We start from the raw sequence: 21,888 nt of genomic DNA, 5'->3' as shown, positions 1-21,888 counted from the left end.
CCTACCCACCACGCGCCTAGGCCGTCCGCTCTACCGTCCGCTCGGCCGTCCGCTCGGCCGTCGACCGGGTGCCCGCCCTGATGCGCCGGCGCAGCGGCGTGAGCAGAAGCGGCAGCAGCGCGACCGCGAGCCCCGCCGCCAGCACCCACCAGGCCGGCCGGATGGTGTCGGGCAGCATCAGGTTCGCCTCCAGCACCCGCAGCGGCGGCACACTGGTGCCGGCCCAGAACCACAGCGCCTCGACCCCGGCCGTCAGCAGGCCGCCGGCCACGGCGATCGCCGCGAGAACCAGGGGCGACGTAAGGGACATCCGGCGCTTTGCCGCCAGCCGATACATCCCAAGCACCAGCAGGAAGCCGGCGATCAGGCTGGCCTCGTAGGCCTGGATCTTGGTCTGCATGAAGAAATGCACCGCCCCCAGGGCCGCCGCCGGATAGACCAGCATGTGCAAGTGGTTCCAGCGCCGCCCCAGGCGCCGGACCATGCCGTCGAAGCTGGTCGCGCCCAGCGCCGCCAGGATGACCAGGGCCACGAACCCGATGGTGAGGTAGGTCCGCAGCACGACCTCGCTGGCGACCTTCGGCAGGTCGAAGCCCTGATCGGCGATGTAGAGCCCGACATGCAGCAGCAGGTAGGCGAGCGCACTGACCCCGAGCATGCGGCGGACGGAGATCAGCCGGGGATAGGACAGGATCCGGATCGCCGGGCTGACCGCGAGCGAGACGGTGAGGATGCGGATCGCCCAGTCGCCGCTGCGGTGGATCGCCTCGTCGAACGGCCGCGCCCCGAGCCCGCCCAGCACCGCGTCGGCGCCGAGGAGAACCGCCGGGACCGACATGGCGACCAGCGTCGCGATCTTCAGTCTGGAAACCCGTCCGGCCCGGTCATGCCACAGCGCCATGCGATCCTTCCGATGGAAATTGTCTTGGTCCGCCGGGGTTTGCCGGCGGTGTCGAGCCGAACATGAGGGGCGGACGCCCCGCCGTCCAGGCATCCGGCGACACACGGCCGATCACCATCGCGGCATCCTGGCCGGGCCTTATGTAGGTCCAGGCCTGCGGTTCACGACACTCGTGCCACGGCACCGGTTGGCAGCGGCGCGCGACACCCCCACCATATGGGGCGATCGACCTCACAGCCTGTCCGGTGCCATGCCCCTGATTTCAGTTCTCGACCAGTCCCCGATCCGTGCCGGCGCCACGCCGGGCGATGCGGTCGCCGAAACCATCGAGCTCGCCCGCCTGGCCGACCGGCTGGGCTTCCACCGTTACTGGGTGGCCGAACACCATTCGTCGGAGGGCCTCGCCGGCTCGGTGCCGGAGATCCTGATCACCCGGCTGGCGAACGAGACCCGGCGGATCCGGGTCGGGTCCGGCGGGGTGATGCTGCCGCATTACGCGCCGCTGAAGGTGGCGGAGACGTTCCGCATGCTGGAGGCGATGTATCCCGGCCGCATCGATCTCGGCATCGGCCGCGCCCCCGGCTCCGACCAGCGCACCGCCCGGGCGCTCGCCTATACCCGCGATCCGATCCCGATCGAGTATTTCCCGCGCCAGGTCCAGGACCTGATGGACTGGATGGACGGGCGGCTGGAGGACGACCACCCGTTCCGCGGCGTCACCGCCCAGCCGGCCGGCCCCTCCTCGCCGCCGGTCTGGCTGCTCGGCTCCAGCGACCAGGGCGCCCAGGTGGCGGCCCATTTCGGCACCGCCTTCTCCTTCGCCCATTTCATCACCGAGGGCGGCGAGCCGGTGGTGGAGATGTACAGGAAGCGGTTCCAGCCCTCCTCGACCCTGTCCGAGCCCCAGGCCAATATCGGCGTCTTCGTGATCTGTGCGGAGACCGAGGAGGAGGCGAAGTACCACGCCGCCTCGCGCGATCTGTGGCGGGTGCGGCTCGACCAGGGCCACATCACCCCGATTCCGACGCCGGAGGAAGCGCTGAACTACGACTTCACCGAGTCCGAACGCGAGCGCGCCGCCTTCCACCGCCGCCGCAACATCGTCGGCACCCCGGAGCAGGTCCGCGAGAAGCTGGACGCGGTGATGACGCGCTACGGCGTCGACGAGGCGGTGGTGGTGACGATCACCCACGACCATCAGGCCCGGCTGAAATCCTACGAACTGCTGGCCCAGGCCTACGACCTGGCCCCTGCGGCGCAGGCGGCGGAGTAGCCGGGGTCAGTCGGCATACAGCTCGTCGCGCAGGGTGTTCCAGAGCCGCTTGCGTTCGCGCGAGGAACGGATCTGACGGGTGCGTGGGCTGGTCGGGACAATGCGCGGATCGTCGCCGTCCGGCCGGATGTCGAAGCTGCGGGTCGCGGCGATCGGCAGGTTCTCCGAGGCGTAGTGGGCCATGACCAGGATCTCGACGCAGTAGCGCCCGGTCTCCAGGTCCAGCGAGCCCGAGCCGGCGCTGTCATAGGCGCGTTCGATCACGCTCTCGAAGGAGCCCAGATCCATCATCTCGCCGGGCTGCAGCGGTCCCTGATGGGTCTGCTCGCGCACGTCGCCGCCCTTGCCGGTATCGGACGGGCGGCGGACATCGGTGATCGGGTGGGTCGAGGCACCGTTGTCGGAGCGGATCGAGACGGTGACGCTCATCACGTAGATGATCTGGGCGCTCATGTTGCAGATCATGCAATGGGCGCTCGCCCGCTGGCCGCCGCCGCGGGTGATCAGGATGGACGATCGCTCGTTCCGGCGGATGGTCTGGATGAACAGCCGCAGATAGATCAGCCAGATCAGCACCATCGCCGCGTTCACGCCGACGCTGAGAAGCTGGGAGTGGTTCTGGATCCAGGACAGCATGGGGCACTCTGAGGTCATGAAACGCACACGGCGCGGGACCTTCTGCTAACGGCGCAGCAGGCGGATCGTTCCGAGATCGATGTCGCCCAGGCCAACCCACATCACTCCCCGGCCTTGTGCCGGGGCAACCGCCGGGAGGTGGACGGGCCGGTGAGAATCAGCCGCTTGCCCGTCACGCCGCCCCGCTCACCCCGGCACAAGGCCGGGGAGCAGGGGATGGTGGGTTGGAGATATCGAGGAGAAGGAATGAAGGTGCCCGTTCGAACCGGGCACGCGCGTCACTCCGCCTCGAACCAGTCCGCCGCGACCTCAGCGCCGGCGATCACCAGACAGCATTCGCCGGTCGGCTGGGTGCCGCGACCGGCGAGGAACGCCTTCACCTCGCTCAGCCGCCCGCGCACCACCTCCTCGTGCAGCTTGGTCAGCTCGCGCGCCAGGGCCGCGGGCCGGTCGCCATAGACCTCCAGACACGCGTCCACCAGCTTGCCGATGCGATGCGGGCTCTCGTACAGCACCAGGGTGTGCGGGCTGGCGAGGTCCACTTCCAGGAAACGCTGGCGCTGGCCGGATTTCTTCGGCGGGAAACCGCGGAAGGTGATGCCGTGCACCGGCAGACCCGACAGCACCGCCGCCATCACGAAGGCCACCGGGCCCGGCACCATGGTGATCTCCACGCCAGCCCGCGCCGCCGCGCGTACCAGGGTGAAGCCCGGATCGCTGACCCCCGGCGTGCCGCCGTCGGTCGCCACCGCGATCCGCTGGCCCTGCCCGGCCCATTCGACCAGGGTCGCGGACATGTGGCGCTCGTTGTGCTCGTGATAGGCGACCATGCGCTTCTTCAGCCCGGCCGCCTGCAGCAGCCGGCCGGTGCGCCGGGTGTCCTCCGCCGCCACCACGTCGGCCTTCTCGAAGGCCTCGCGGGCACGCGGGCTCAGGTCGTCCAGGTTGCCGATCGGTGTGGCCACCAGCTCGATCATGCCGTCTCTCCAGTGGGCTGCTTGCCGGGCGGAAGCTTGCGGATCCGGCAGACGAAGAACGCCTCCAGAAAGTCGCTCGGCACCACCCGCATGGCATGGCGCAGGTCGGGATGGTAGCTGCGCCCCTCCCATTTCGCGAGGCCGGGACGGCCCTCCGGCACGTCGACGCCGATCGGCTCGATCGCCGCGTCGGCGTTGTGCCGGACCAGATGGTCGACCGGGGCCTCGTTCTCCTCCGGCGCGATGGTGCAGGTGGAATAGACTAGCACCCCGCCGGGGCGGAGCTGCTTGAAGGCGGCGACCAGCATGCGCTGCTGCAGCCGGCTCATCTTCTCGATGCGGTCGGGCGTCCAGAATTTCAGCGCGTCGGGCCGCGACAGGTCGGCCATGCCCTCGCCCGAACACTGGGCGTCGAGCAGGATGCGGTCGAAGGTGGCGTCGAGGAACTTGTCCAGGTACTGGCCCTGGATTTCCGTCATATCGGTGATCTCGACACCCAACAAATCAACAACTTCCTGGAGTTTCTTCAGACGCGCCCTGATCCCGTCATTGACGTGCAGCCGGGCCTTGTTGCCGGTGAGTGCGGCGATATGGGCCGCCTTGCCGCCGGGCGAGGAACAGATGTCGAGGATGTCCTCCCCGGGTTGGGGGTCCATGGCGAGGCCGGGGATCAGCGACGCAGCGTTCATCACATAGACCTCGCCGGCCGCATGGATCGCGCTCTCGGTCACCGCCTTGCGGTCGCCCAGGATGTGGAAGGCATTCGGGCACCAGGGAATCGCCTCGACCTCGGTGAGCGATTCAAGATCGGCCCGGATCTCGTCGACGGAGCGGGATTTCAGCGGGTTGATCCGCACGCTGGAGCGCAGCCCTCCGCTGGCGAGCCGCTCGGCCTCATAGGGCTTCACCTCCCAGACGGAAGCCGCACGGGCCAGGAAGGCGTCGCGCCGGCGCTGGTCGGCGGGATGGGGGCGCTTGGCCATGCTACTCCAACCCCCCGGCCCCGCCGGCGAGGCCGTGCAGCATGATCGCCGTCGCCGCCGCCAGGTTCAGGCTGTCCGCCCCCGGCCGCATCGGAATGCGCACCAGGGTATCGCAGGCCCGCGCCATTTCGGTCGGCAGCCCGGCCTGCTCGTTGCCCATCAGCAGCACGGTCGGCGTCGGCGCGCGCAGGCCCTCGGGCCGGTGCGGCCCTGACAGGTGGGTGCCGACGACCCGTCCCGGCCAGGACGCGCGCCAGTCCAGGAACGCCGCCGCGTCGCAGCGCACCAGCGGCACGTTGACGATCGCGCCCATGGTCGCGCGTACCGACTCGATGGAGAACGGATCGACCGTATGGCCGACCAGGATCAAGCCCTTCGCCCCGAAGGCGTCGGCGCTGCGCATGACCGAGCCGAGATTGCCCGGATCGCGCACGCTCTCCAGCGCCACCCACAACGCCCCCGGCTCCGGCGTGACGTCCGAGAGCGGGGACGTCTTCTGTTCGATCACGGCGATGACGCTCTGGGCGTTGTCGCGCTTGGCGATGCGGGTCATCAGCTCGCCGCTGACGGTGATCACCCGGCCGCCGGCGTCGAGGCAGGCCTGGCGCGCCTCGTCCATCACCGGGCTCGGCGCCTGTGTGTCGGCGACGATCAGCCGGCGGATCACCCAGCCGGCGCGGGCCGCCTCCACCACATGGCGCAGGCCTTCGGAGACGAAGGCGTTCTGCTGCTGACGGCCCTTCTTGGTAGCCAGCGCCTTGACCGCCTTGATCTCGGGATTAGCGGAACTGGTGATGACGAGATCAGCCCGTGTCTGCTCAGCCATGGCGGTCCCACCGCACGAACAGCGAGGTCGGCAGCAGCCGGCCGCTGCCCTCCTCCCGGATGGTCATCTCGCCATGGGTGATCGCACCGCCCAGCCCGGCCAGCGCATCCTCGACCAGCCGGCGCAGGGTGATCGCCGACAGGTGGGTGGCATAGGCGGTCAGCACCATGAAGGACGATCCGCCGTCCAGCATCGCCCGCACATCGGCCAGCAGGGTCGGCAACTGTTCCTCCAGGCGCCAGATCTCGTTCTTCGGGCCGCGGCCGTATTTCGGCGGGTCGAGCACGATGCCGTCGTAGCGGTTGCCGCGCCGTACCTCCCGGGCGGCGAAGCGGGCGGCATCGTCGCAGATCCAGCGCACCGGCGCCTCGGCCATGCCCGACGCCTCCTGGTTGGTGCGGGCCCAGGCGATCGCCTTCTTCGACGCATCCACATGGGTGACCTTCGCCCCCTTCGCCGCCGGCAGCAGCGAGGCGAGGCCGGTATAGCCGAACAGGTTCAGCAGGCTGAACTCCGGCCCCACGCGTTCTTCCATGAAGTCCCAGTGCACCCGCTGCTCGGGAAAGATGCCCACATGGCGGAAGCCGGAGAGCTGCGCCTCGCAGCGCACGTCGCCATAGGTCAGCGGCCAGGTACCGTCGGCGTGGCGTTTGAGGATGTCCCAGTTGCCCTGGCCTTCCTCGTCCTTGCCGCCGGTGAAGCGGGCATCGGCGGCGTCCCAGGCCTCGGTCGGCTGGCTGCGCGCCCACAGCGCCTGGCTGTCCGGCCGGTCGAGGATGCGGGCGCCGAAGCGCTCCAGCTTTCGACCCTCGCCGCTGTCCAGCAGAGCGTAGTCGCGCCAGGGCTCGGCGACGAGCGTTTCGGAGGAAGACAGGGTCGGCACGTGGAAAATCCGGCGGGTTGCGACGGGCCGGACAATAGCGCCGGCGGGGCCGAAATCCAAACCGCTCGGCAGCAGTCCCCGGCGCCGTCGTCCCGATGCAAATCAGGACCGAGCTTCAGACCTATCCGCGGTACCGGCTTCCGATCCTGACGGTCCTCAGGGTGACGGGAGAGGTGGAGAGGGAGGCCGCATGGTCCTGATCGTCATCAGGACGACGGGGAGAGTTGGACGGGTTGGTGCACCAGGTTGACTGTCACCGCCCCCTCACCCCTCCGGACACAGCCTCGGTTCCGGGATGGCGTCCACCGTGGCCTGGATGCCGTCCGAATAGCGCTGCTTCAGCTCGGTGAAGTACGGGTCGCTGTTCTTGTACTTGATCAGGTTGCGCGTGGAGAAACTGTCGGTCTGGTAGCACAGCACGTCGATCGGCGGGCCGACCGACAGGTTGCTTCGGATCGTCGCGTCGAAGGAGATCAGCGCCAGCTTGGCCGCCCGGGCTAGCCCGTTGTCGAAGCGCAGGGCGCGGTCGAGGATCGGCTTGCCGTACTTGGTCTCGCCGATCTGGAGGTAGTGATTGCGCGGTGTCGCCTCCACGAAATTGCCGGCGGAATAGACCTGGAACAGCCGCGGCGGCTCGCCCCGGATCTGACCGGCCAGCAGGAAGGTGCCGTTCGGGTCGCCGAATCGCTCCACGTATGGCCCGTCGCGCTCCAGGATCCGGCGCAGCAAGCCGCCGACGGTCTGGGCCACGTCGAACATGGAATTATGCAGGAACAGGTCGCGGTCGGGCGTGCCGGTGCCGGCCGCCTGTTTCAGCGTGGTGACCACGGTCTGGGTGGTGGCGAGGTTGCCGGCGGACATCAGGGCGATGACCGCCTTGTCCGGGTTCTCCAGGATCGCGAGCTTTCGCACGGTGGCGATCTGGTCGACGCCGGCGTTGGTTCGGGAGTCGGAAGCGAGCACGAGGCCCTCCGGCAGGAGGATGCCAAGGCAGTAGGTCATGTCGGTCTCTCCCTCCGGCGCCCGTCCCACGATCCAATTTTCGGGCGTGCCGGCGGGCATCCGGGCGACGACACGTTGACCTTCCGGCTCCTGTGATGCAATGCCGTCGACCATGACCGAGCGCAAATGCCTGCTGATCGTTGCCCATGCCCCCTCGCCGAACACGCGGCGGCTGCGCGACGCGGTGGTCGAAGGCGCGCGGAGCGAGGACGTGGACGGGGTCGAGGTGGTCGTGCTGTCGCCGTTCGACACCACGCCGGAACATGTGCTGGCTGCCGACGCCATCATCCTGGGGACGACCGAGAACCTCGGCTACATGAGCGGCGCGCTGAAGGACTTCTTCGACCGCTGCTACTACCCCTGCCTGGAGGAAACCCAGGGCCGGCCCTATGCGCTGTACATCCGCGCCGGCCATGACGGCACCGGCACACGGCGCGGGGTGGAGACCATCGTCACCGGCCTGCGCTGGAAGGCGGTGCAGGAACCGCTGCTGTGCCGCGGCGATTGGGACGAGGCGTTCCTCGAGCGGGCCCGCGAGCTCGGCCTGTACCTGGCCGCCGGACTGGAGGCCGGTGTTCTGTAGTCAACTCTCCTTGACGATCGCCAGTGCCTCGCGGAACGCCGGGTGGTCCGCGTTCTCCAGCCATTCGAAGATCAGCGCCTCCACGGTCACCGGCACCGCCCCCGCGGCGCGCAGCCGGGCGAGACCGACGGCCCTGTCCTCCGGCCGGCGGCTGCCGCAGGCATCCTCGACCACCGCCACCCGCCAGCCCAGCCGGCCGAGCCCGAGGACGGTCTGGGCGACGCAGACATGGGCTTCCACCCCCGCCACCACGGCGATCGGCCGTTCCAGCGCCGACAGCGCATCGGCCAGCCCAGGCTCCCGGGTCGCGTCGAAATGACGCTTGGCCAGGACCTCGTGCGACCCGAGGCGGTCGACGAGCGGCGAAACCGTCGCCCCGATCGCCTCCGGACAATGCTCGGTGGCGCGGATCGGAACGCCGAGAATCCGGGCGGCGCGGGTCAGGCGATCCATGGCCGCAACCAGGTCATCCCTCTGCGAAATCGCCGGAACCAGACGGGCTTGGGCGTCGATCACAAGAACGAAACAAGACTTAGCCGGACATGACATCCGGTCAATTGCGTTAATCGCCAATGAATCCGCGCCTTTCAGCGTCTCTTGGATTGACATGAAAGGTTTTGTCCTTATAGTCCGCTCGCATCTCGACCGGGACGATACCGGAAGAGTCCACAACCTAAGCCGACATGTCAGACACACAAAAAACATTCGCCGATCTCGGCCTTTCGGACGAGATTGTTGAGGCTGTTACCTCAGCCGGTTACGCCACCCCAACCCCGATCCAGGAAAAGGCGATCCCTTATGTCCTGATGGGCCGCGACGTGCTGGGATGCGCGCAGACGGGCACGGGCAAGACGGCGTCCTTTACCCTTCCGATGATCGACATCCTGTCGGCAGGCCGCGCCAAGGCGCGCATGCCGCGCTCGTTGATCATCGCGCCGACCCGGGAGCTTGCTGCCCAGGTGTCGGAGAACTTCACCAAGTACGGTGCCAACACCAAGCTGACGATGGCGCTGCTGATCGGGGGTGTATCCTTCGACGATCAGGAGTCCAAGCTGGACCGTGGCGTCGATGTGCTGATCGCCACGCCAGGCCGCCTGCTCGACCATTTCGAGCGGGGCAAGGTGCTGCTGACCGACGTCAAGGTGCTGGTCATCGACGAGGCCGACCGCATGCTGGACATGGGGTTCATCCCCGATGTCGAGCGGATCGTGTCGCTGCTGCCGACCATCCGGCAGACCCTGTTCTTCTCCGCCACCATGGCGCCGGAGATCAAGCGCATCGCCGACAAGTTCCTGATGAATCCGAAGGAAGTGACCGTCGCCCCGCCGACCTCCACGGCAGACACTGTCGCCCAGCACCTGGTGCGCTGCGATCCCAAGGACAAGCGCGACGTCCTGCGCAACATCATCAACCGCGAGAACGTCGAAAGCGCGCTGATCTTCTGCAACCGCAAGCGCGATATCGGCGTCCTGCACCGGTCCCTGGTGCGCCATGGCTTCGACGCAGTGCAGCTGCACGGCGACATGACCCAGCCGGCGCGCATGGAGACCCTGAAGAAGTTCAAGAACAACGAAGCCCGCCTGGTGGTGTGCAGCGACGTCGCCGCGCGCGGCCTCGACATCAAGGGGCTGAGCCACGTCTTCAACTTCGACGTGCCGTCCAACGCCGAGGACTACATCCACCGGATCGGCCGTACCGGCCGCGCCGGCATGACCGGACGCGCCTTCACGCTGACGACGTCGGACGACTCCAAGTTCCTGGCTGCCGTCCATCGCCTGATCAAGAAGGACATCCCGGAGATCGACGCGGACGGCAACCCGGTCGGCGCTTCCGCGAAGTCCGCCCCCAAGAAGGCCGACAACGCCAGGAATAAGGCGAAGCCCGAGGCCGCACCTGAGGCAGCCGAGGACACGCGTCCGACCGCCGCGGCCGAGGAGAAGCCCGAGGGCGAGAAGCGTTCGCGCCGGTCCCGCGGCGGCCGCAGGTCCGCCGGCAAGGACACGGCTCAGCAGAAGGGCGCCGCCCCCCAGAAGGAGGCAGCGCCCCAGAACGAAGCCCCTGTTGCCAAGACCGAGCGGGAGCCGTCGGTCACCGGCGGTGGCGTGGTCGAGCAGTTCCCGGACAAGCGCCGGCGCGGCGGTCGCGACGACAGCTCGCGTGTGGTCGGGTTCGGCGACGATGTACCGGCGTTCGTGCTGCGCCCGGTGCCCAAGAAGGCGATGGGCGGCTGAGCCGCCCTTCCCCTGTCGTTTCCAAGACGGCAGTTTCCCGTTCCGCCCCTTGATTCGAACCGGCCGCTGACCGATCCTGCGGTCGCCCCGGTTCGACGGTGGACGGCAACGCGCGGTGACCCGACATGCAAACCATCTTCATCCAGGTCAAATGCGAGCTCGGCAAGGCCTATGACGTGGCCGACGCCGCCGTGCTCGACGTGGAGGAGGTCTCCGAGGTCTACTCGACCTCGGGCCAGTACGACTTGCTGATGAAATGCTATCTCGGCGACGACCACGATATCGGCCGCTTTGTCACCGAAAACGTCCAGACCCTGCCCGGGGTGAAGGACACCTTCACCCTGATCACGTTCAAGGCCTTCGGGTAGCGAGCTCCGTTTCCATAGACTTCCCCTAAGCAACCCCACCCGGGCGCGTCGAAGCGCCGCCCCTGAGCGTTCGAGCTGGGTTCCGGCCCGCGCCTGGATCAAGTCCGGGGCCGTGCGGGATGACGGGTGGGGGTTTAGAATCCGATCGTCGTCCCGGTGAGCGCCAGGCCTACCCCGCCTGTTCCCGCCAATGCGCGGCGATCTCGCCCGCCTCGCAGAGCCAGATCTCGTCGCGGTGCCGCGCGATATGCTCCAACGCCGCCCGCAGCGGCCGCAACCGGTGCGGCTGGCCGACGATATACGGGTGCAGCGCGATCCCCAGCACCAGCGGCTGCTTGGCGGACTGCGCGAGTTGCTCGTCGAACCCGTCGATGATCATCTCGGCGAAGGCGCGGCCCTCGACCTTGCGGGCGACCACCGCCGGAATGTCGTTCAGCTCCTGGGGATAGGGCACCGACAGGATGCGGCCGCCGTCGCGGGTCGCCATCCAGACCGGCTGATCGTCATGGCACCAGTCCAGCAGGTAGTCGTAGCCGGCCTCGGCCAGCAGGTCCGGAGTAGCGCGGCTCTGGGAGATCCAGGGGCCGAGCCACCCCTTGGGCGGCCGCCCCTCCTCGCGCGCAATCACCTCGGTGGTCTCGGCGATCAGTGCCCGCTCGCCCGCCTCGTCCAGCACGCCCTGGCGTTCGGAGTTGGTGCGGCCGTGGGCCACCACCTCGTCGCCGCGCTTGCGGAACGCCTCCATGATGCCGGGAGCGGCGGTGTAGGTCTCGCTGTTGGCGAGCACGCTGACCGGCAGTTCCAGGCGGTAGAACTCGTCGAGCAGCCGCCAAACCCCGACCCGGTTGCCGTAGTCGCGCCACGCGTAATTCAGCACGTCGGGCTGCGGGATGCCGACCGACGCGCCCGGCGCCAGCTCCGCCCCCAGCCCCTCGCCGAAGCCGAAGACCTCTACGTTCAGCGCAATATAGACCGCCAGCCGCTTGCCGCCGGGCCAGTCCGGTGCGTCGCGGCTCTCGATGGCGGAATAGGCGTAGCGGCCGTGATCGGCGAGCACCGGGCGGCGCGCCTTATTCGGCAGCCATGGCCGGCGCGGCGGCAAGGCCGTTGGTCTGGCGCAGCATCACCGCGCCGATCGCCATGGAGACCGCCGCCTGGGTCGGATCGACCACGGGGATGCCGAGCCGGTCGGAGAGGCGCTCGCGGTAGCGCGCCATGCCGGCACAGCCCATGACCAGGACGTTGGCGCCGTCGGTGTCGCGCAGGGTGGTGCCGACCTGAACCATGCGCTCGAAGGTCTTGGACTCGTCGGACAGTTCCACGACGCCGAGCTCGATGCCCCGGTCGCCGGCCACCCTTCCCTCCACCCCGATGCCGCGGAAATAGCGCATGTGGCGCGGCACCGAGCGGCTGAGGATGGCGATCACCCCGACCTTGGCGCCCAGCGACATGGCCGTCAGCATCCCGCTCTCGGCGATTCCGAAGACCGGTCGGCTGGTCGCCTCGCGGGCGGCGTAAATGCCCGGATCGGAGAAGCAGGCGATGACGAAGGCGGCCGCGTCGGCATCGCGCTCGGCGATGATTCGGCGGATGTCGCGCGACACGTCGTCGGCATGGGCCTGGCATTCGATCCCGGCCGGACCGTTGGCGTTCGTCACGCTCTCGATCTCCGGCGCGCCGGCCAGGCGCAGCGGATCCAGTGCGCGGTCCATCGCCTCGGTCACGGCCTCGGTGGAGTTCGGATTGATGACGATGATGCGTCCGGTCATGGCGGGGTCCTCACGGGAGAGCGGATCTCAGGACAGGCCCTTCGAGGCGATCTCGAAGACGTCCTTCGACAGAGTGGGCTGCTCGACGATCCGGCGCAAGGCACCGGTCATCGCCTTGGCCCGCTCGCCGTCGAACCGGCGCCAGCGCACCAGCGGCTGGCACAGGCGTGAGGCGATCTGCGGATTGAGCTGGTCGATGCGCAGCACCTCGTCCGCCAGGAACGCATAGCCGGAGCCGTCACTGGCGTGGAAGCGCACCGGGTTGCCCATGGTGAAGCCGCCCACGAGCGCCCGGATGCGGTTCGGGTTCTTCGGATCGAAGCGCGGATGGGACTGCAGTTCCTTCACCCGGTCCAGCGTGCCCGGCAGGGCGGAGGACGCCTCCAGGGTGAACCACTTGTCGAGGACCAGCGGGTTGTCCTGCCAGCGGTCGTGGAACGCCTGAAGCGCCTCGGTACGCTCCGGACAATCGGTGTCGTTCAGCGCCGCCAGCGCACTCATGACATCGGTCATGGACGCCGCCGCCTGCACCTGCGCCGCCGCCCGTGCCAGCCCTTCCGGCCGGCCGGACGAGACAAGGAACTGCAGCGCCCGGTTGCGCAGCGCCCGACGCCCCATGGCGGCGGTGGAGAGGTCGTCTGCCGCCGTCTCGCCGGACAGCCGGTCGTAAAGCGCCAGCCAGGTGTCGAACAGCGTGTCGCCCAGGGTCCAGATCGCGTCCTCGCGGGCCTCGTGCACCGCGTCCACATGCCAGACATCCATCGCCTGCCCCAGCATGGACTCGCCCGGCAGTGCCAGCAGTTCGGCCAGGAAGGCCGGCTCCAGCCGCGCGTCCTCCAGCCCGTCGCGCACGGCGGAGACCACCGCCGCGTCCAGCGACATCGGTCGGCCGGCGCGCTTGGCCTCGACCATAGCCAGGATGGCGCGGGTGGCGAGGGTCTGCAGCGCCTCCCAGCGCGAGAACGGGTCGTCGTCGGTTGCCGCCAGGAAGCCGAGATCGGCATCGCTCCAGGCGGCGTCCAACTTCACCGGAGCGGAGAAGCCGCGCAGCAGGGACGGCACCGCGCCCTTGGGCACGTCGCTGAAGGTCACGCGGCGCTCGGCCTCGTCCAGCACCAGCACGGTCTCGTCGCCGCTCTCCTCGCCGTCGACGGTCAGCGGCAGGCGCTGGCCGTTCTCGCCGATCAGCGCCGTGCGCAACGGGATAACCACCGGCTGCTTGTCCGGCTGGCCAGGGGTCGGGTCGGTCGTCTGGGCAAGGTCGAGGGTCAGGGTGCGGGCGGCCTCGTCGTAGCGCCAATCGGCCGAGACCCGCGGCGTGCCGGCCTGGGCGTACCAGCGCTTGAAGCGGGTCAGGTCGATGCCGCTGGCATCCTGCATGGCGGCGACGAAATCGTCGCAGGTCACCGCCTGGCCGTCATGGCGCTCGACATAGAGGTCGATGCCCTTGCGGTAGGCCTCGGCGCCGAGCAGGGAGTGGATCATCCGCACCACCTCGGCCCCCTTCTCGTAGACCGTGACGGTGTAGAAGTTGTTGATCTCGATATAGCTGTCGGGGCGCACCGGGTGGGCGGTCGGACCGCCATCCTCGGGGAACTGGGCGGCGCGCAGCAGGCGCACGTCGCCGACCCGTTTCACCCCGCGGTCATGGGTGTCGGCGGAGAATTCCTGGTCGCGGAAGACCGTCAGCCCCTCCTTCAGGGAGAGCTGGAACCAGTCGCGGCAGGTGATGCGGTTGCCGGTCCAGTTGTGGAAATACTCATGCGCGACGATCGCCTCGATGCGCTGGAAGTCGGCGTCGGTCGCCGTGGAGAGATCGGCCAGGATGAATTTATCATTAAATATATTCAGCCCCTTATTCTCCATTGCTCCCATATTGAATGAAGAAACGGCGACGATCATGAAGATGTCGAGATCGTATTCGAACCCGTACACCTCCTCGTCCCAGGCCATGGAGCGCTTGAGCGAATCCATGGCATGGCCGGTGCGGCCCTCGTTGCCCGGCTCGACATAGATCTCCAGCGCCACCTCGCGGCCAGAGCGGGTGGTGAAGCTGTCGCGGTCGACCATGAGGTCGCCGGCCACCATGGCGAAGAGATAGGCAGGCTTGCGGAACGGGTCGTGCCACACGGCGTAGTGGCGGCCCTCCTCCAGGTCGCCGGTCTCGATCCGGTTGCCGTTGGACAGCAGCACCGGGTAGCGCGCCTTGTCGGCCTCGATCCGCACGGTATAGACGGCCATCACGTCGGGCCGGTCGGGGAAATAGGTGATGCGGCGGAAGCCTTCCGCCTCGCACTGGGTGCAGTACATGCCGCCGGCCTTGTACAGGCCCTCCAGGCGGGTGTTGTCCTGCGGCTTGATCCGGCCTTCCACCTCTAGGGTGAAATCTCCGGCGATGCCGGGGACGACGATCCCCTCCGGCTTCTGGCGCCAGTCGCCCTTCTCCAGCGTGCGGCCGTCCAGGGTGAGCGAGACCAGTTCCTGGTCCTCGCCGTCGAGATAGAGGTCCGCCGGACCGGAACCCGACGCCGGGTTGCGCCGGCCGACCAGCCTGCTGGACACGGTGGTGACGTCGTCGTTCAGACGGACGGTGAGCTCGATCGTGTCGATCAGGTGGGTCGGCGGGGTGTAGTCCTTCAGGAAGATCGTGCTCGGGTCGGTCTTCACGGCGGCGTCGGCGCGGTCCATCGGGATCCTCGGGGGGTTCAGTCCAGTCGGTTGGAGAAACCTATGTGGGTCGGCGGCCTCAGTTTGCCATCCAGCCGCCATCCACCATTAGGTTCTCGCCGGTAATGTAGCTCGCCTCGTCGCTGGCCAGGAACAGCGCCGCATTCGCCACGTCCAACGGCCGGCCAAGGCGCGGCCAGGGGGTGCGGCTGTGGGAGTACTCCAGCATCTCCGGGGCGATGGCACGGCCGGACTTGCCGGTCAGGATCTTGCCGGGGGCCACGGCGTTGCAGACGATGCCGTGCCCGGCATAGTCGCCGGCGATCTGCCGGGTCATGTAGACCACGGTGGCCTTGCCCACTCCGTAGGCGAAATCATGGGGCGCGCGGATCATGCCGTGCTGGGAGGAGATGTTGACGATCCGTCCCCGGACCTCCCCGTCGCCCTGCGGATCCTGCCCCATCATCTGGCGCACGGCGGCGCGACAGCCGAGGAACACGCCCTTGGCGTTGACCGCCATGACCCGGTCGAAATCCTCCTCCGAGGTCTCGTGCAGCGGCGTGTCGGTGCCGATGGCGGCGTTGTTCACGATGACGTCGAGCCGCCCGCCGATCTCGACCGCGCGGGCCACGGCGGCCTCAAGGTCGGCCGGTCTGGTGACGTCGCATTTAAGAAACTCGGCCGTGCCGCCGGCCTCGATGATCGCATCGACCGTCGGCATGCCGCCCTCGCGCGGCTCCTCCGTTAGGTCGGCGACGATCACGCTCGCCCCTTCCTGGGCGAACCGGAGGGCGATGGCCTTGCCGATGCCGCCGGCGGCACCCGTGACGATGGCAGTTCGGTTGGCGAGGCGCATGGGGGCTTCCGTCGAATTCTCTCCGTCATCCCGGGAGACCCCGGACGTGATCCGGGGGCTGCCCGGGATCTTGCTGAGCTGTTCTGTACCCTGTCCCGGCCGAACCCCGGGTAGCGCCCGGGGTTCACCGCGATGATGTAGAAGAGATAGGAAGTTACAGCCCCGCCGCCAGGGCGGTCTCGCGGATCGAGGACAGCGACTTGGCGATGGTGAGGGCTTCCGGATCGACCTGGATCTCGATCAGGGCCGGCGTGCCCGCCGCCTTGGCCCGCTCGAAGGCCGGGGCGAAGTCGGCGGTGCGGGTCACCGTCTCGCCATGCGCCCCGTAGGCGCGCGCCAGGGCGGCGAAATCCGGGTTCTTCAGCCCCGTAGCGCTGACACGCCCCGGATACTCGCGCTCCTGGTGCATGCGGATGGTGCCGTACATGCCGTTGTTCACCACGATGAAGATGGTGTTCACGCCGTACTGCACCGCCGTGGCCAGCTCCTGGCCGTGCATCATGTAGCAGCCGTCCCCGTTGAACGAGATCACCGTGCGCTCCGGATGCACCAGCTTCGCCGCCACGCCCGCCGGCACCCCGTAACCCATGGAGCCGCAGGTCGGCGCCAGGCAGCTGCGCCACGCCTTGTAGCCGTAGTAGCGGTGCACCCAGGTGGCGTAGTTGCCGGCGCCGTTGGTGATGATCGAATCCTCCGGCAGCATCTCGTCGAGATACTTCACGATCTCGGCCATCTGCACGTCGCCCGGGCCGTGCAGCACGGTGCGGGTCGCCTCGTACTCCGAGCGCGCGACCTTGGTGTCCTCGGCCCAGGCCGAGCTGTCCACCGGCTCCAGGTCGGCGGCCGCCTTGAAGAAGCTGCGCTGGCTGGCGTTGATCAGCAGGTCGCCCTGGTAGACCTGACCGAGCTCGTCGGAGCCGGCATGGACATGGACCAGGCCCTGGCGCGGCCGCGGGATGTCGAGCAGCGTGTAGCCGCTGGTGGTCATCTCGCCCAGGCGGGAGCCGACCACGATCAGAAGGTCGGAGTCCCGGACCCGGGCACCGAGCTTCGGATCGATGCCGATGCCCACATGGCCGACATAGTTCGGGTGCCGGTTGTCGAGATAATCCTGGCAACGGAACGAGGCGCCGACCGGTAGATTGTTGGCCTCGGCGAAGCGCGCCACGTCGGCGGCAACACCCTCATCCCAGCCGCCGCCGCCGATGATCACCAGCGGCGTCTTCGCCTTGGCCAACAGCTCGCGGAACCGGGCCATGTCCTCCGCGCCCACATGGGGCTCGGTGCGCTTGTAGCGGTCGAAATCGCCGGTCTCCGCCCGCTCGGTGAGCATGTCCTCGGGCAGCGCCAGAACCACGGGTCCCGGTCGGCCGGAGGTGGCGACATGGAACGCGCGGCTGACGTACTCGGGAATGCGGGCCGGATCGTCGATCTGCGCCACCCACTTGGCCATCTGGCCGAACATGCGGCGGTAGTCGAGCTCCTGGAACGCCTCCCGGTCGAACATCTCGCGGCCGACCTGGCCGACCAGCAGGATCATCGGGGTGCTGTCCTGCATGGCGATGTGGACGCCGGCGCTGGCATTGGTGGCGCCCGGTCCACGGGTGACCATGCAGATGCCCGGCTTGCCGGTCAGCTTGCCATAGGCCTCGGCCATCATCGCGGCCCCGCCTTCCTGGCGGCACACGATCGTCTTGATCTCCGGCGCGTCGACCAGACCGTCGAGCACGGCGAGATAGCTCTCGCCCGGGACCGCGAAGGCGAGATCGGCGCCATGGGCGCGCAGGCTCTCAACCAGGATGTGACCGCCGATCTTGCCGGCGTTGCGTCGTTGCTCAGTGCTCGATGGGTTCGTCGACATAATGCTGGTACCGCTGTGACTTAGGTTTATCGATGTCGTCCGGATTGACGTATTGGATGGAGCTCTTACCACGCAGCTCGGCGGGCAGCACCATGACGCGCACGAACGAGGTGCAGCGCTCCGAGCAGGCCTGGGCGAAGACCGGCTCCGGCCCCGGCTCGAACCAGGCGTCGCCCGGCTGGTATTCCCTGGTCCGGCCCGCCGTCTCGATCCGGATCTTACCCTCGCGCAGGCAGCGGATGCCCGGACCCTGGTGGATATGCGAGAACGCCTGGCCGCCCATCGGGAACTTGACCCCGTCGCAGCGCAGGATCCAGTCGCCGGAGGGATCGGGCCCCTCGATCTCGGATTCAAGCGTGAGCACCGACGAAACTCCGGTGCCGGCGGCCATCTTCGCCGGCGAGCCGCTGTCCGCCAGCTCGTAGCGCCAGATCACCGCGCCGTCGTCCCCCGCCTGTACCGTGACGCTGCCGGACCCGAACCAGGCCCGATCCTCGCCGACCGTCTCGTCTTCCTTGCCGACCACCGCGAAGGATCCCTCGCGGCAGTACAGAACGCGGTTGAGTGCCGGCAGGGGCTCGAAATACGCCGCCCCCGGAGCCAGCCGATCGACGATGTGGCGGAGTTTGTACCCCGTTCTCGACATCGCTTCCTCCCTGAGACCCTTGCGGTCTTCGTTATCAATCACTGGTCCTGCACGCTCCCGCGTTCGATCACGTAGGTGCGATCGAGCAGACCGTGCAGATGTGTATCGTTGGACTCGGCGATGAGGACCGACAACCCCTCTTGTTTCAAATCCGATAGAACCTCGACAATTCGCCGCGCCAGAACCGGCGCGATGCCCTCGGTCGGCTCGTCCAGAAGCAGCAGCCGCTCGCCCACCATCAGCGCGCGGGCCAGGGCCACCAGCTTCTGCTGCCCGCCGGACAGGCTGGTGGATGCGCGCGCCCGGAAATCCGCGACTTCCGGCATCAGCTTGTAGACCCAGGCCAGCCGGTCCTCGGCATCGGGGATCTCGGTCGACCAGACCGGCAGCAGGATGTTCTCCTCGGCCGTCAGGGACGGCACCAGCTTGCGGTCCTCCGGCATGTAACCAATTCCGAAATGCGCACGCTTGAAGTCGGCCACCTTGACCAGATCGTGGTGGTCGAAGCCGATGCTGCCGGCCGAGGCGGCCAGCAGGCCCATGACGCTGCGCATGAAAGTGGTCTTGCCCGCCCCATTGCGGCCGATCAGCCCGCACATGGCCCCGGTCGGCACCTGCAGCGAGACCTGCCGCAGGATCGGGATCGGGCCGATATCGACATCGAGCCCCTGAACGTCAAGCATCGCTCCCCTCCCCCGCCGGAGCCAGTCCGGCCCGCTCGCGCATCGCCTGCCCCTGCGGCTCGTCGCCGATGACGAATTCGATGACCTTGGGGTCGATCAGCGCCTGCGCCGGCGGCGCGTCGCAGATGATCTCGCCCTGATAGAAGGCGAGCACCCGGCCGACATAGCGCTCGACGATCTCCATGTCGTGCTCGACGAACAGCACGGTCACCCCGTCCTCCTTCAGCGCCGACATGACGATGTCCATCAGGCCGAACTTCTCCTCCACCGAGATGCCGGAGGTCGGCTCGTCCAGCAGCAGGATCTTCGGCTCGGCCACCATGGCCATGGCAATGTCGAGCAGCTTGCGGATGCCCTGGGGCAGCGTGCTGGCGACCTGGTCGCGGTACTCGTGGATCCGGTAGCGCCGCAGGATCGCGTCCGCCCGCGCCTCGCGCTCGGCCAGGCGCAACGGCTTCAGCACCGCCAGTCCGTGGCTGTCGGCGATGCCGAGCGCGATCATCAGGTTGTCGAACACGGTGGCGGTCATGAACACCTGGGCCACCTGGAACGACCGGCAGATGCCCAGCCGGGTGATCCGGCGCGGCGCGAGGCCGGTGATGTCCCGGCCGTCGAACCGGATGGCCCCCGATGTCGGCGTCAGCCAGCCGGTGACCATGTTCACGAAGGTGGTCTTGCCGGCCCCGTTGGCGCCGATGATGCCGACGATCTCGTCGCGGGCGACGGCGATGTTGATGTCCTTGGCCGCCGTCACCGCGCCGAAGGTCTTGTTGAGGCCGCTCGCCTCCAGAATGGCGGTCATCGCTCGCCCTCCCCCCGGTTACCGCCCGGCTGTGCCGCCCGGTCACGGCCGCCGAGCTTGGAGATCAGGGACCACAGGCCGCCCGGCAGGAAGAAGATCACGGCCAGCAGGGTACCGCCGACGATCAGCTGCCAGGCATAGGGCACCAGTTCGAAGGCGTAGGTCCGCAGCAGTTCGAACAGCAGGGAGCCGATGAAGGGTGCCGCCACGCTGCCCGGCCCGGACAGCACGGTCACGAAGACCAGCTCGCCCGAGACGGTCCAGTTCACCATCGATTCCGGATCGACCTGTCCGAGCGCCAGGGCCGTGAATCCGCCGGCGAGGCCGGTCAGCGCAGCCGACATCACGTATTTGCCGTGGATCGCCTGAGCCACCGAGTAGCCGAGATACTCGACGCGGATCTCGTTGTCGCGCACCGCCGTGGTCAGGCTGCCCAGGACCGAGCCCAGATAGCGGTGCACCAGCACGGCGGAGAGCCAGCCGACGGTGCAGACCGCGAGGAACAGCACTGTCAGCTTGACGGTCGAGTCCTCCGTCCCGATGCCGAACAGGGTCGGCTGCTCGACGCTGAACCCGTCGGTCGAGCCGAGCGCCTCGGTCTTCACCAGGATGCCGAACAGCACCATGGAGAAGGCGAGGTTCAGCATGGCGAAGAAGATCTCGCGGTATTTGCGGATGATGAAGCCGAGCGCGAAGCCGACGACCGCCGCCACCAGCCCCGCGGCCGGCAGGGTGATCAATACCTCGGTCACGCCGAGATCCTTGCCGAGCATCGCCACCGTATAGGCGCCGAGGCCGAAATACAGGGCGTGACCGAAGGAGATCAGCCCGGTGCGCCACAGCACGACGAGGCCGAGCACGGCGAGCGCGCGGGAGAAGGCGATCAGGACCTGGCTCATCAGCCAGTCCGGCAGAACGAAAACGCCGAGCAGGGCGACAAGGGCGAAACCGAGGGTGAGGCCGATCACGGTGCGGTCCATGAACTGTGTCATCTCGGGCCCTCAGATCTTGCGGGCTTTGGCGGGGGCGAACAGGCCCTCCGGGCGGAAGATCAGGACCGCGGCCATGACGGCATAGACCACGAACAGCTCGATCTCCGGCCATTGCAGCACCGCGTAGGCGCGCAGCAGGCCGACCATCAGCGCCCCGATGGCGGCACCGCCGATGCTGCCCATGCCGCCGATCACCACCACTGCGAAGGACAGCACGATGACCTCGACGCCGAAGCCGGGGGAGACCGAGATCGTCGGCGCGATATAGGCCCCGCCCAACGCGCCGAGCACCGCGCCGGCGACGAAGACGACGTAGAAGACGCGGCGCACGTTGACGCCCATGGCGACGGCGAGCTCGCTGTCGAAGATGATCGCGGAGACCAGCTTGCCCCAATGGGTGCGGTTCAGGACGATCCAGGAGATCAGCCCGACGACGAGGCTGAGGGCGATCATCGTCAGCTTGTAGCCGTCCTGGTAGATGCCGCCGATCTGCACGCCCGGCATCGCCAGGGTCGGCTGGAACGCGAAATACGGGTCGACGCCGAACACCAGCAGGATGACGTCCTCCAGCACCAGGAACAGCCCGAAGGTCGCCAGCACGATGATCACCTCGTCGCGGCCGTAAAGGTTGCGGATGATGGTCCGCTCGATGGCCGAGCCGAGCACCACGCCGACCACCAGGGCGGCGATCGGGATCGCGATCATGGTGCCGAGGTCGGACACTCCCATGGTCGAGAGCTCGCCGATCAGGAAGGCGCAGGAATAGGCCCCCCAGGCGTAGAACGCCCCGTGGGCGACGTTCAGGATCTTCAGCACCCCGAAGATGATCGTCAGGCCGAGCGAGACGATGAACAGATAGGACGCGTAGCCCAATCCCTCGACCAGAATTGTCAGTGCTAGGTTCATAGGACGATACCCGGCCGGGGCTGCCACGAAATCCGGGGCCGCC

The 21,888-nt window shown here is 68.1% G+C and carries 22 protein-coding genes; 4 read left to right on the top strand and 18 right to left on the bottom strand.

Features of this window, described 5'->3' with window-relative positions; all coding sequences use genetic code 11:
* Positions 1-16: 16 nt before the first annotated feature.
* Complete coding sequence (locus BLS34_RS00865) at positions 17-901, bottom strand: protein-methionine-sulfoxide reductase heme-binding subunit MsrQ (RefSeq protein WP_093147503.1); 885 nt, start codon at positions 899-901, stop codon at positions 17-19.
* Positions 902-1,151: 250 nt separating this feature from the next.
* On the opposite strand from BLS34_RS00865, the gene BLS34_RS00860 reads away from it, so the two are divergent.
* Positions 1,152-2,174 (top strand): LLM class flavin-dependent oxidoreductase, encoded by a 1,023-nt coding sequence (locus tag BLS34_RS00860; protein ID WP_093147502.1) that lies wholly within the window; start codon positions 1,152-1,154, stop codon positions 2,172-2,174.
* A 6-nt stretch (positions 2,175-2,180) separates the two neighbouring features.
* Here BLS34_RS00860 and BLS34_RS00855 read toward each other — a convergent pair whose 3' ends face one another.
* From BLS34_RS00855 to BLS34_RS00830, 6 genes are all read right to left on the bottom strand, one after another.
* A complete protein-coding gene (locus BLS34_RS00855; RefSeq protein WP_093147500.1) occupies positions 2,181-2,810 on the bottom strand; it encodes a hypothetical protein in 630 nt (209 codons plus the stop codon).
* 278 nt (positions 2,811-3,088) lie between these two features.
* Positions 3,089-3,787, bottom strand: coding sequence for a 16S rRNA (cytidine(1402)-2'-O)-methyltransferase (gene rsmI / locus BLS34_RS00850; RefSeq protein ID WP_051243886.1), 699 nt, complete (start codon positions 3,785-3,787; stop codon positions 3,089-3,091).
* On the bottom strand, positions 3,784-4,770 hold the full coding sequence (locus BLS34_RS00845; protein ID WP_093147498.1) for an RsmB/NOP family class I SAM-dependent RNA methyltransferase: 987 nt from the start codon (positions 4,768-4,770) through the stop codon (positions 3,784-3,786). Before BLS34_RS00845 ends, rsmI begins: the two co-directional genes overlap by 4 nt.
* A gap of 1 nt (position 4,771) precedes the next feature.
* Positions 4,772-5,596 carry a TrmH family RNA methyltransferase gene (locus BLS34_RS00840; protein ID WP_093147495.1) on the bottom strand — a complete coding sequence of 275 codons (825 nt, stop codon included), beginning with the start codon at positions 5,594-5,596 and terminating at the stop codon, positions 4,772-4,774.
* Positions 5,589-6,479, bottom strand: coding sequence for a class I SAM-dependent methyltransferase (locus tag BLS34_RS00835; protein WP_245701879.1), 891 nt, complete (start codon positions 6,477-6,479; stop codon positions 5,589-5,591). The genes BLS34_RS00840 and BLS34_RS00835 overlap by 8 nt, the downstream gene beginning before the upstream one ends.
* Positions 6,480-6,743: 264 nt before the next feature.
* Positions 6,744-7,481 (bottom strand): proteasome-type protease, encoded by a 738-nt coding sequence (locus BLS34_RS00830; RefSeq protein ID WP_028793170.1) that lies wholly within the window; start codon positions 7,479-7,481, stop codon positions 6,744-6,746.
* A 112-nt stretch (positions 7,482-7,593) separates the two neighbouring features.
* Between BLS34_RS00830 and BLS34_RS00825 the strand changes: the two genes are divergently transcribed.
* On the top strand, positions 7,594-8,064 hold the full coding sequence (locus tag BLS34_RS00825; RefSeq protein ID WP_093148097.1) for a flavodoxin family protein: 471 nt from the start codon (positions 7,594-7,596) through the stop codon (positions 8,062-8,064).
* Here the strand turns inward: BLS34_RS00825 and BLS34_RS00820 are convergent, their stop codons facing one another.
* Positions 8,065-8,613 carry an isochorismatase family protein gene (locus BLS34_RS00820; RefSeq protein ID WP_093147494.1) on the bottom strand — a complete coding sequence of 183 codons (549 nt, stop codon included), beginning with the start codon at positions 8,611-8,613 and terminating at the stop codon, positions 8,065-8,067. It abuts the gene before it with no gap.
* Positions 8,614-8,747: 134 nt separating this feature from the next.
* Here BLS34_RS00820 and BLS34_RS00815 point away from each other — a divergent pair, with 134 nt between their 5' ends.
* Together BLS34_RS00815 and BLS34_RS00810 are read left to right on the top strand one after the other, a co-directional pair.
* Positions 8,748-10,295: a DEAD/DEAH box helicase gene (locus BLS34_RS00815; protein WP_093147491.1), complete on the top strand. Its 1,548-nt coding sequence runs from the start codon at positions 8,748-8,750 to the stop codon at positions 10,293-10,295.
* A 125-nt stretch (positions 10,296-10,420) separates the two neighbouring features.
* Positions 10,421-10,663 carry an Lrp/AsnC ligand binding domain-containing protein gene (locus tag BLS34_RS00810; RefSeq protein ID WP_028793166.1) on the top strand — a complete coding sequence of 81 codons (243 nt, stop codon included), beginning with the start codon at positions 10,421-10,423 and terminating at the stop codon, positions 10,661-10,663.
* Between the two features lie 169 nt (positions 10,664-10,832).
* Here the strand turns inward: BLS34_RS00810 and BLS34_RS00805 are convergent, their stop codons facing one another.
* The 10 genes from BLS34_RS00805 to BLS34_RS00760 form a co-directional block, all read right to left on the bottom strand.
* Positions 10,833-11,720 (bottom strand): polysaccharide deacetylase family protein, encoded by an 888-nt coding sequence (locus BLS34_RS00805; RefSeq protein WP_093148094.1) that lies wholly within the window; start codon positions 11,718-11,720, stop codon positions 10,833-10,835.
* A 13-nt stretch (positions 11,721-11,733) separates the two neighbouring features.
* Complete coding sequence (locus tag BLS34_RS00800) at positions 11,734-12,432, bottom strand: aspartate/glutamate racemase family protein (protein ID WP_093147490.1); 699 nt, start codon at positions 12,430-12,432, stop codon at positions 11,734-11,736.
* 27 nt (positions 12,433-12,459) lie between these two features.
* Positions 12,460-15,120 carry an aminopeptidase N gene (gene pepN, locus BLS34_RS00795; RefSeq protein ID WP_093147488.1) on the bottom strand — a complete coding sequence of 887 codons (2,661 nt, stop codon included), beginning with the start codon at positions 15,118-15,120 and terminating at the stop codon, positions 12,460-12,462.
* A gap of 58 nt (positions 15,121-15,178) precedes the next feature.
* On the bottom strand, positions 15,179-15,955 hold the full coding sequence (locus BLS34_RS00790) for an SDR family NAD(P)-dependent oxidoreductase (protein ID WP_093147486.1): 777 nt from the start codon (positions 15,953-15,955) through the stop codon (positions 15,179-15,181).
* Between the two features lie 154 nt (positions 15,956-16,109).
* Positions 16,110-17,816, bottom strand: a complete 1,707-nt coding sequence (locus BLS34_RS00785; protein WP_093147483.1) for a thiamine pyrophosphate-binding protein — start codon at positions 17,814-17,816, stop codon at positions 16,110-16,112.
* On the bottom strand, positions 17,791-18,462 hold the full coding sequence (locus BLS34_RS00780; protein ID WP_093147482.1) for a hypothetical protein: 672 nt from the start codon (positions 18,460-18,462) through the stop codon (positions 17,791-17,793). Before BLS34_RS00780 ends, BLS34_RS00785 begins: the two co-directional genes overlap by 26 nt.
* A 38-nt stretch (positions 18,463-18,500) precedes the next feature.
* On the bottom strand, positions 18,501-19,145 hold the full coding sequence (locus BLS34_RS00775; protein ID WP_028793159.1) for an ABC transporter ATP-binding protein: 645 nt from the start codon (positions 19,143-19,145) through the stop codon (positions 18,501-18,503).
* The gene (locus BLS34_RS00770; RefSeq protein WP_093147479.1) at positions 19,138-19,947 is read right to left on the bottom strand and encodes an ABC transporter ATP-binding protein; all 810 of its coding nucleotides are present in this window, start codon (positions 19,945-19,947) and stop codon (positions 19,138-19,140) included. Before BLS34_RS00770 ends, BLS34_RS00775 begins: the two co-directional genes overlap by 8 nt.
* Positions 19,944-20,939, bottom strand: a complete 996-nt coding sequence (locus tag BLS34_RS00765; protein ID WP_093147477.1) for a branched-chain amino acid ABC transporter permease — start codon at positions 20,937-20,939, stop codon at positions 19,944-19,946. Before BLS34_RS00765 ends, BLS34_RS00770 begins: the two co-directional genes overlap by 4 nt.
* A gap of 9 nt (positions 20,940-20,948) precedes the next feature.
* Positions 20,949-21,845 carry a branched-chain amino acid ABC transporter permease gene (locus tag BLS34_RS00760; RefSeq protein WP_028793158.1) on the bottom strand — a complete coding sequence of 299 codons (897 nt, stop codon included), beginning with the start codon at positions 21,843-21,845 and terminating at the stop codon, positions 20,949-20,951.
* Positions 21,846-21,888 lie beyond the last annotated feature (43 nt).

The organism is Thalassobaculum litoreum DSM 18839, from assembly GCF_900102465.1.
GTDB classification, from domain to species: domain Bacteria; phylum Pseudomonadota; class Alphaproteobacteria; order Thalassobaculales; family Thalassobaculaceae; genus Thalassobaculum; species Thalassobaculum litoreum.
The sequence above is the reverse complement of the archived record's forward strand: the minus strand, read 5'-3'. Positions and strand labels throughout refer to the sequence as shown.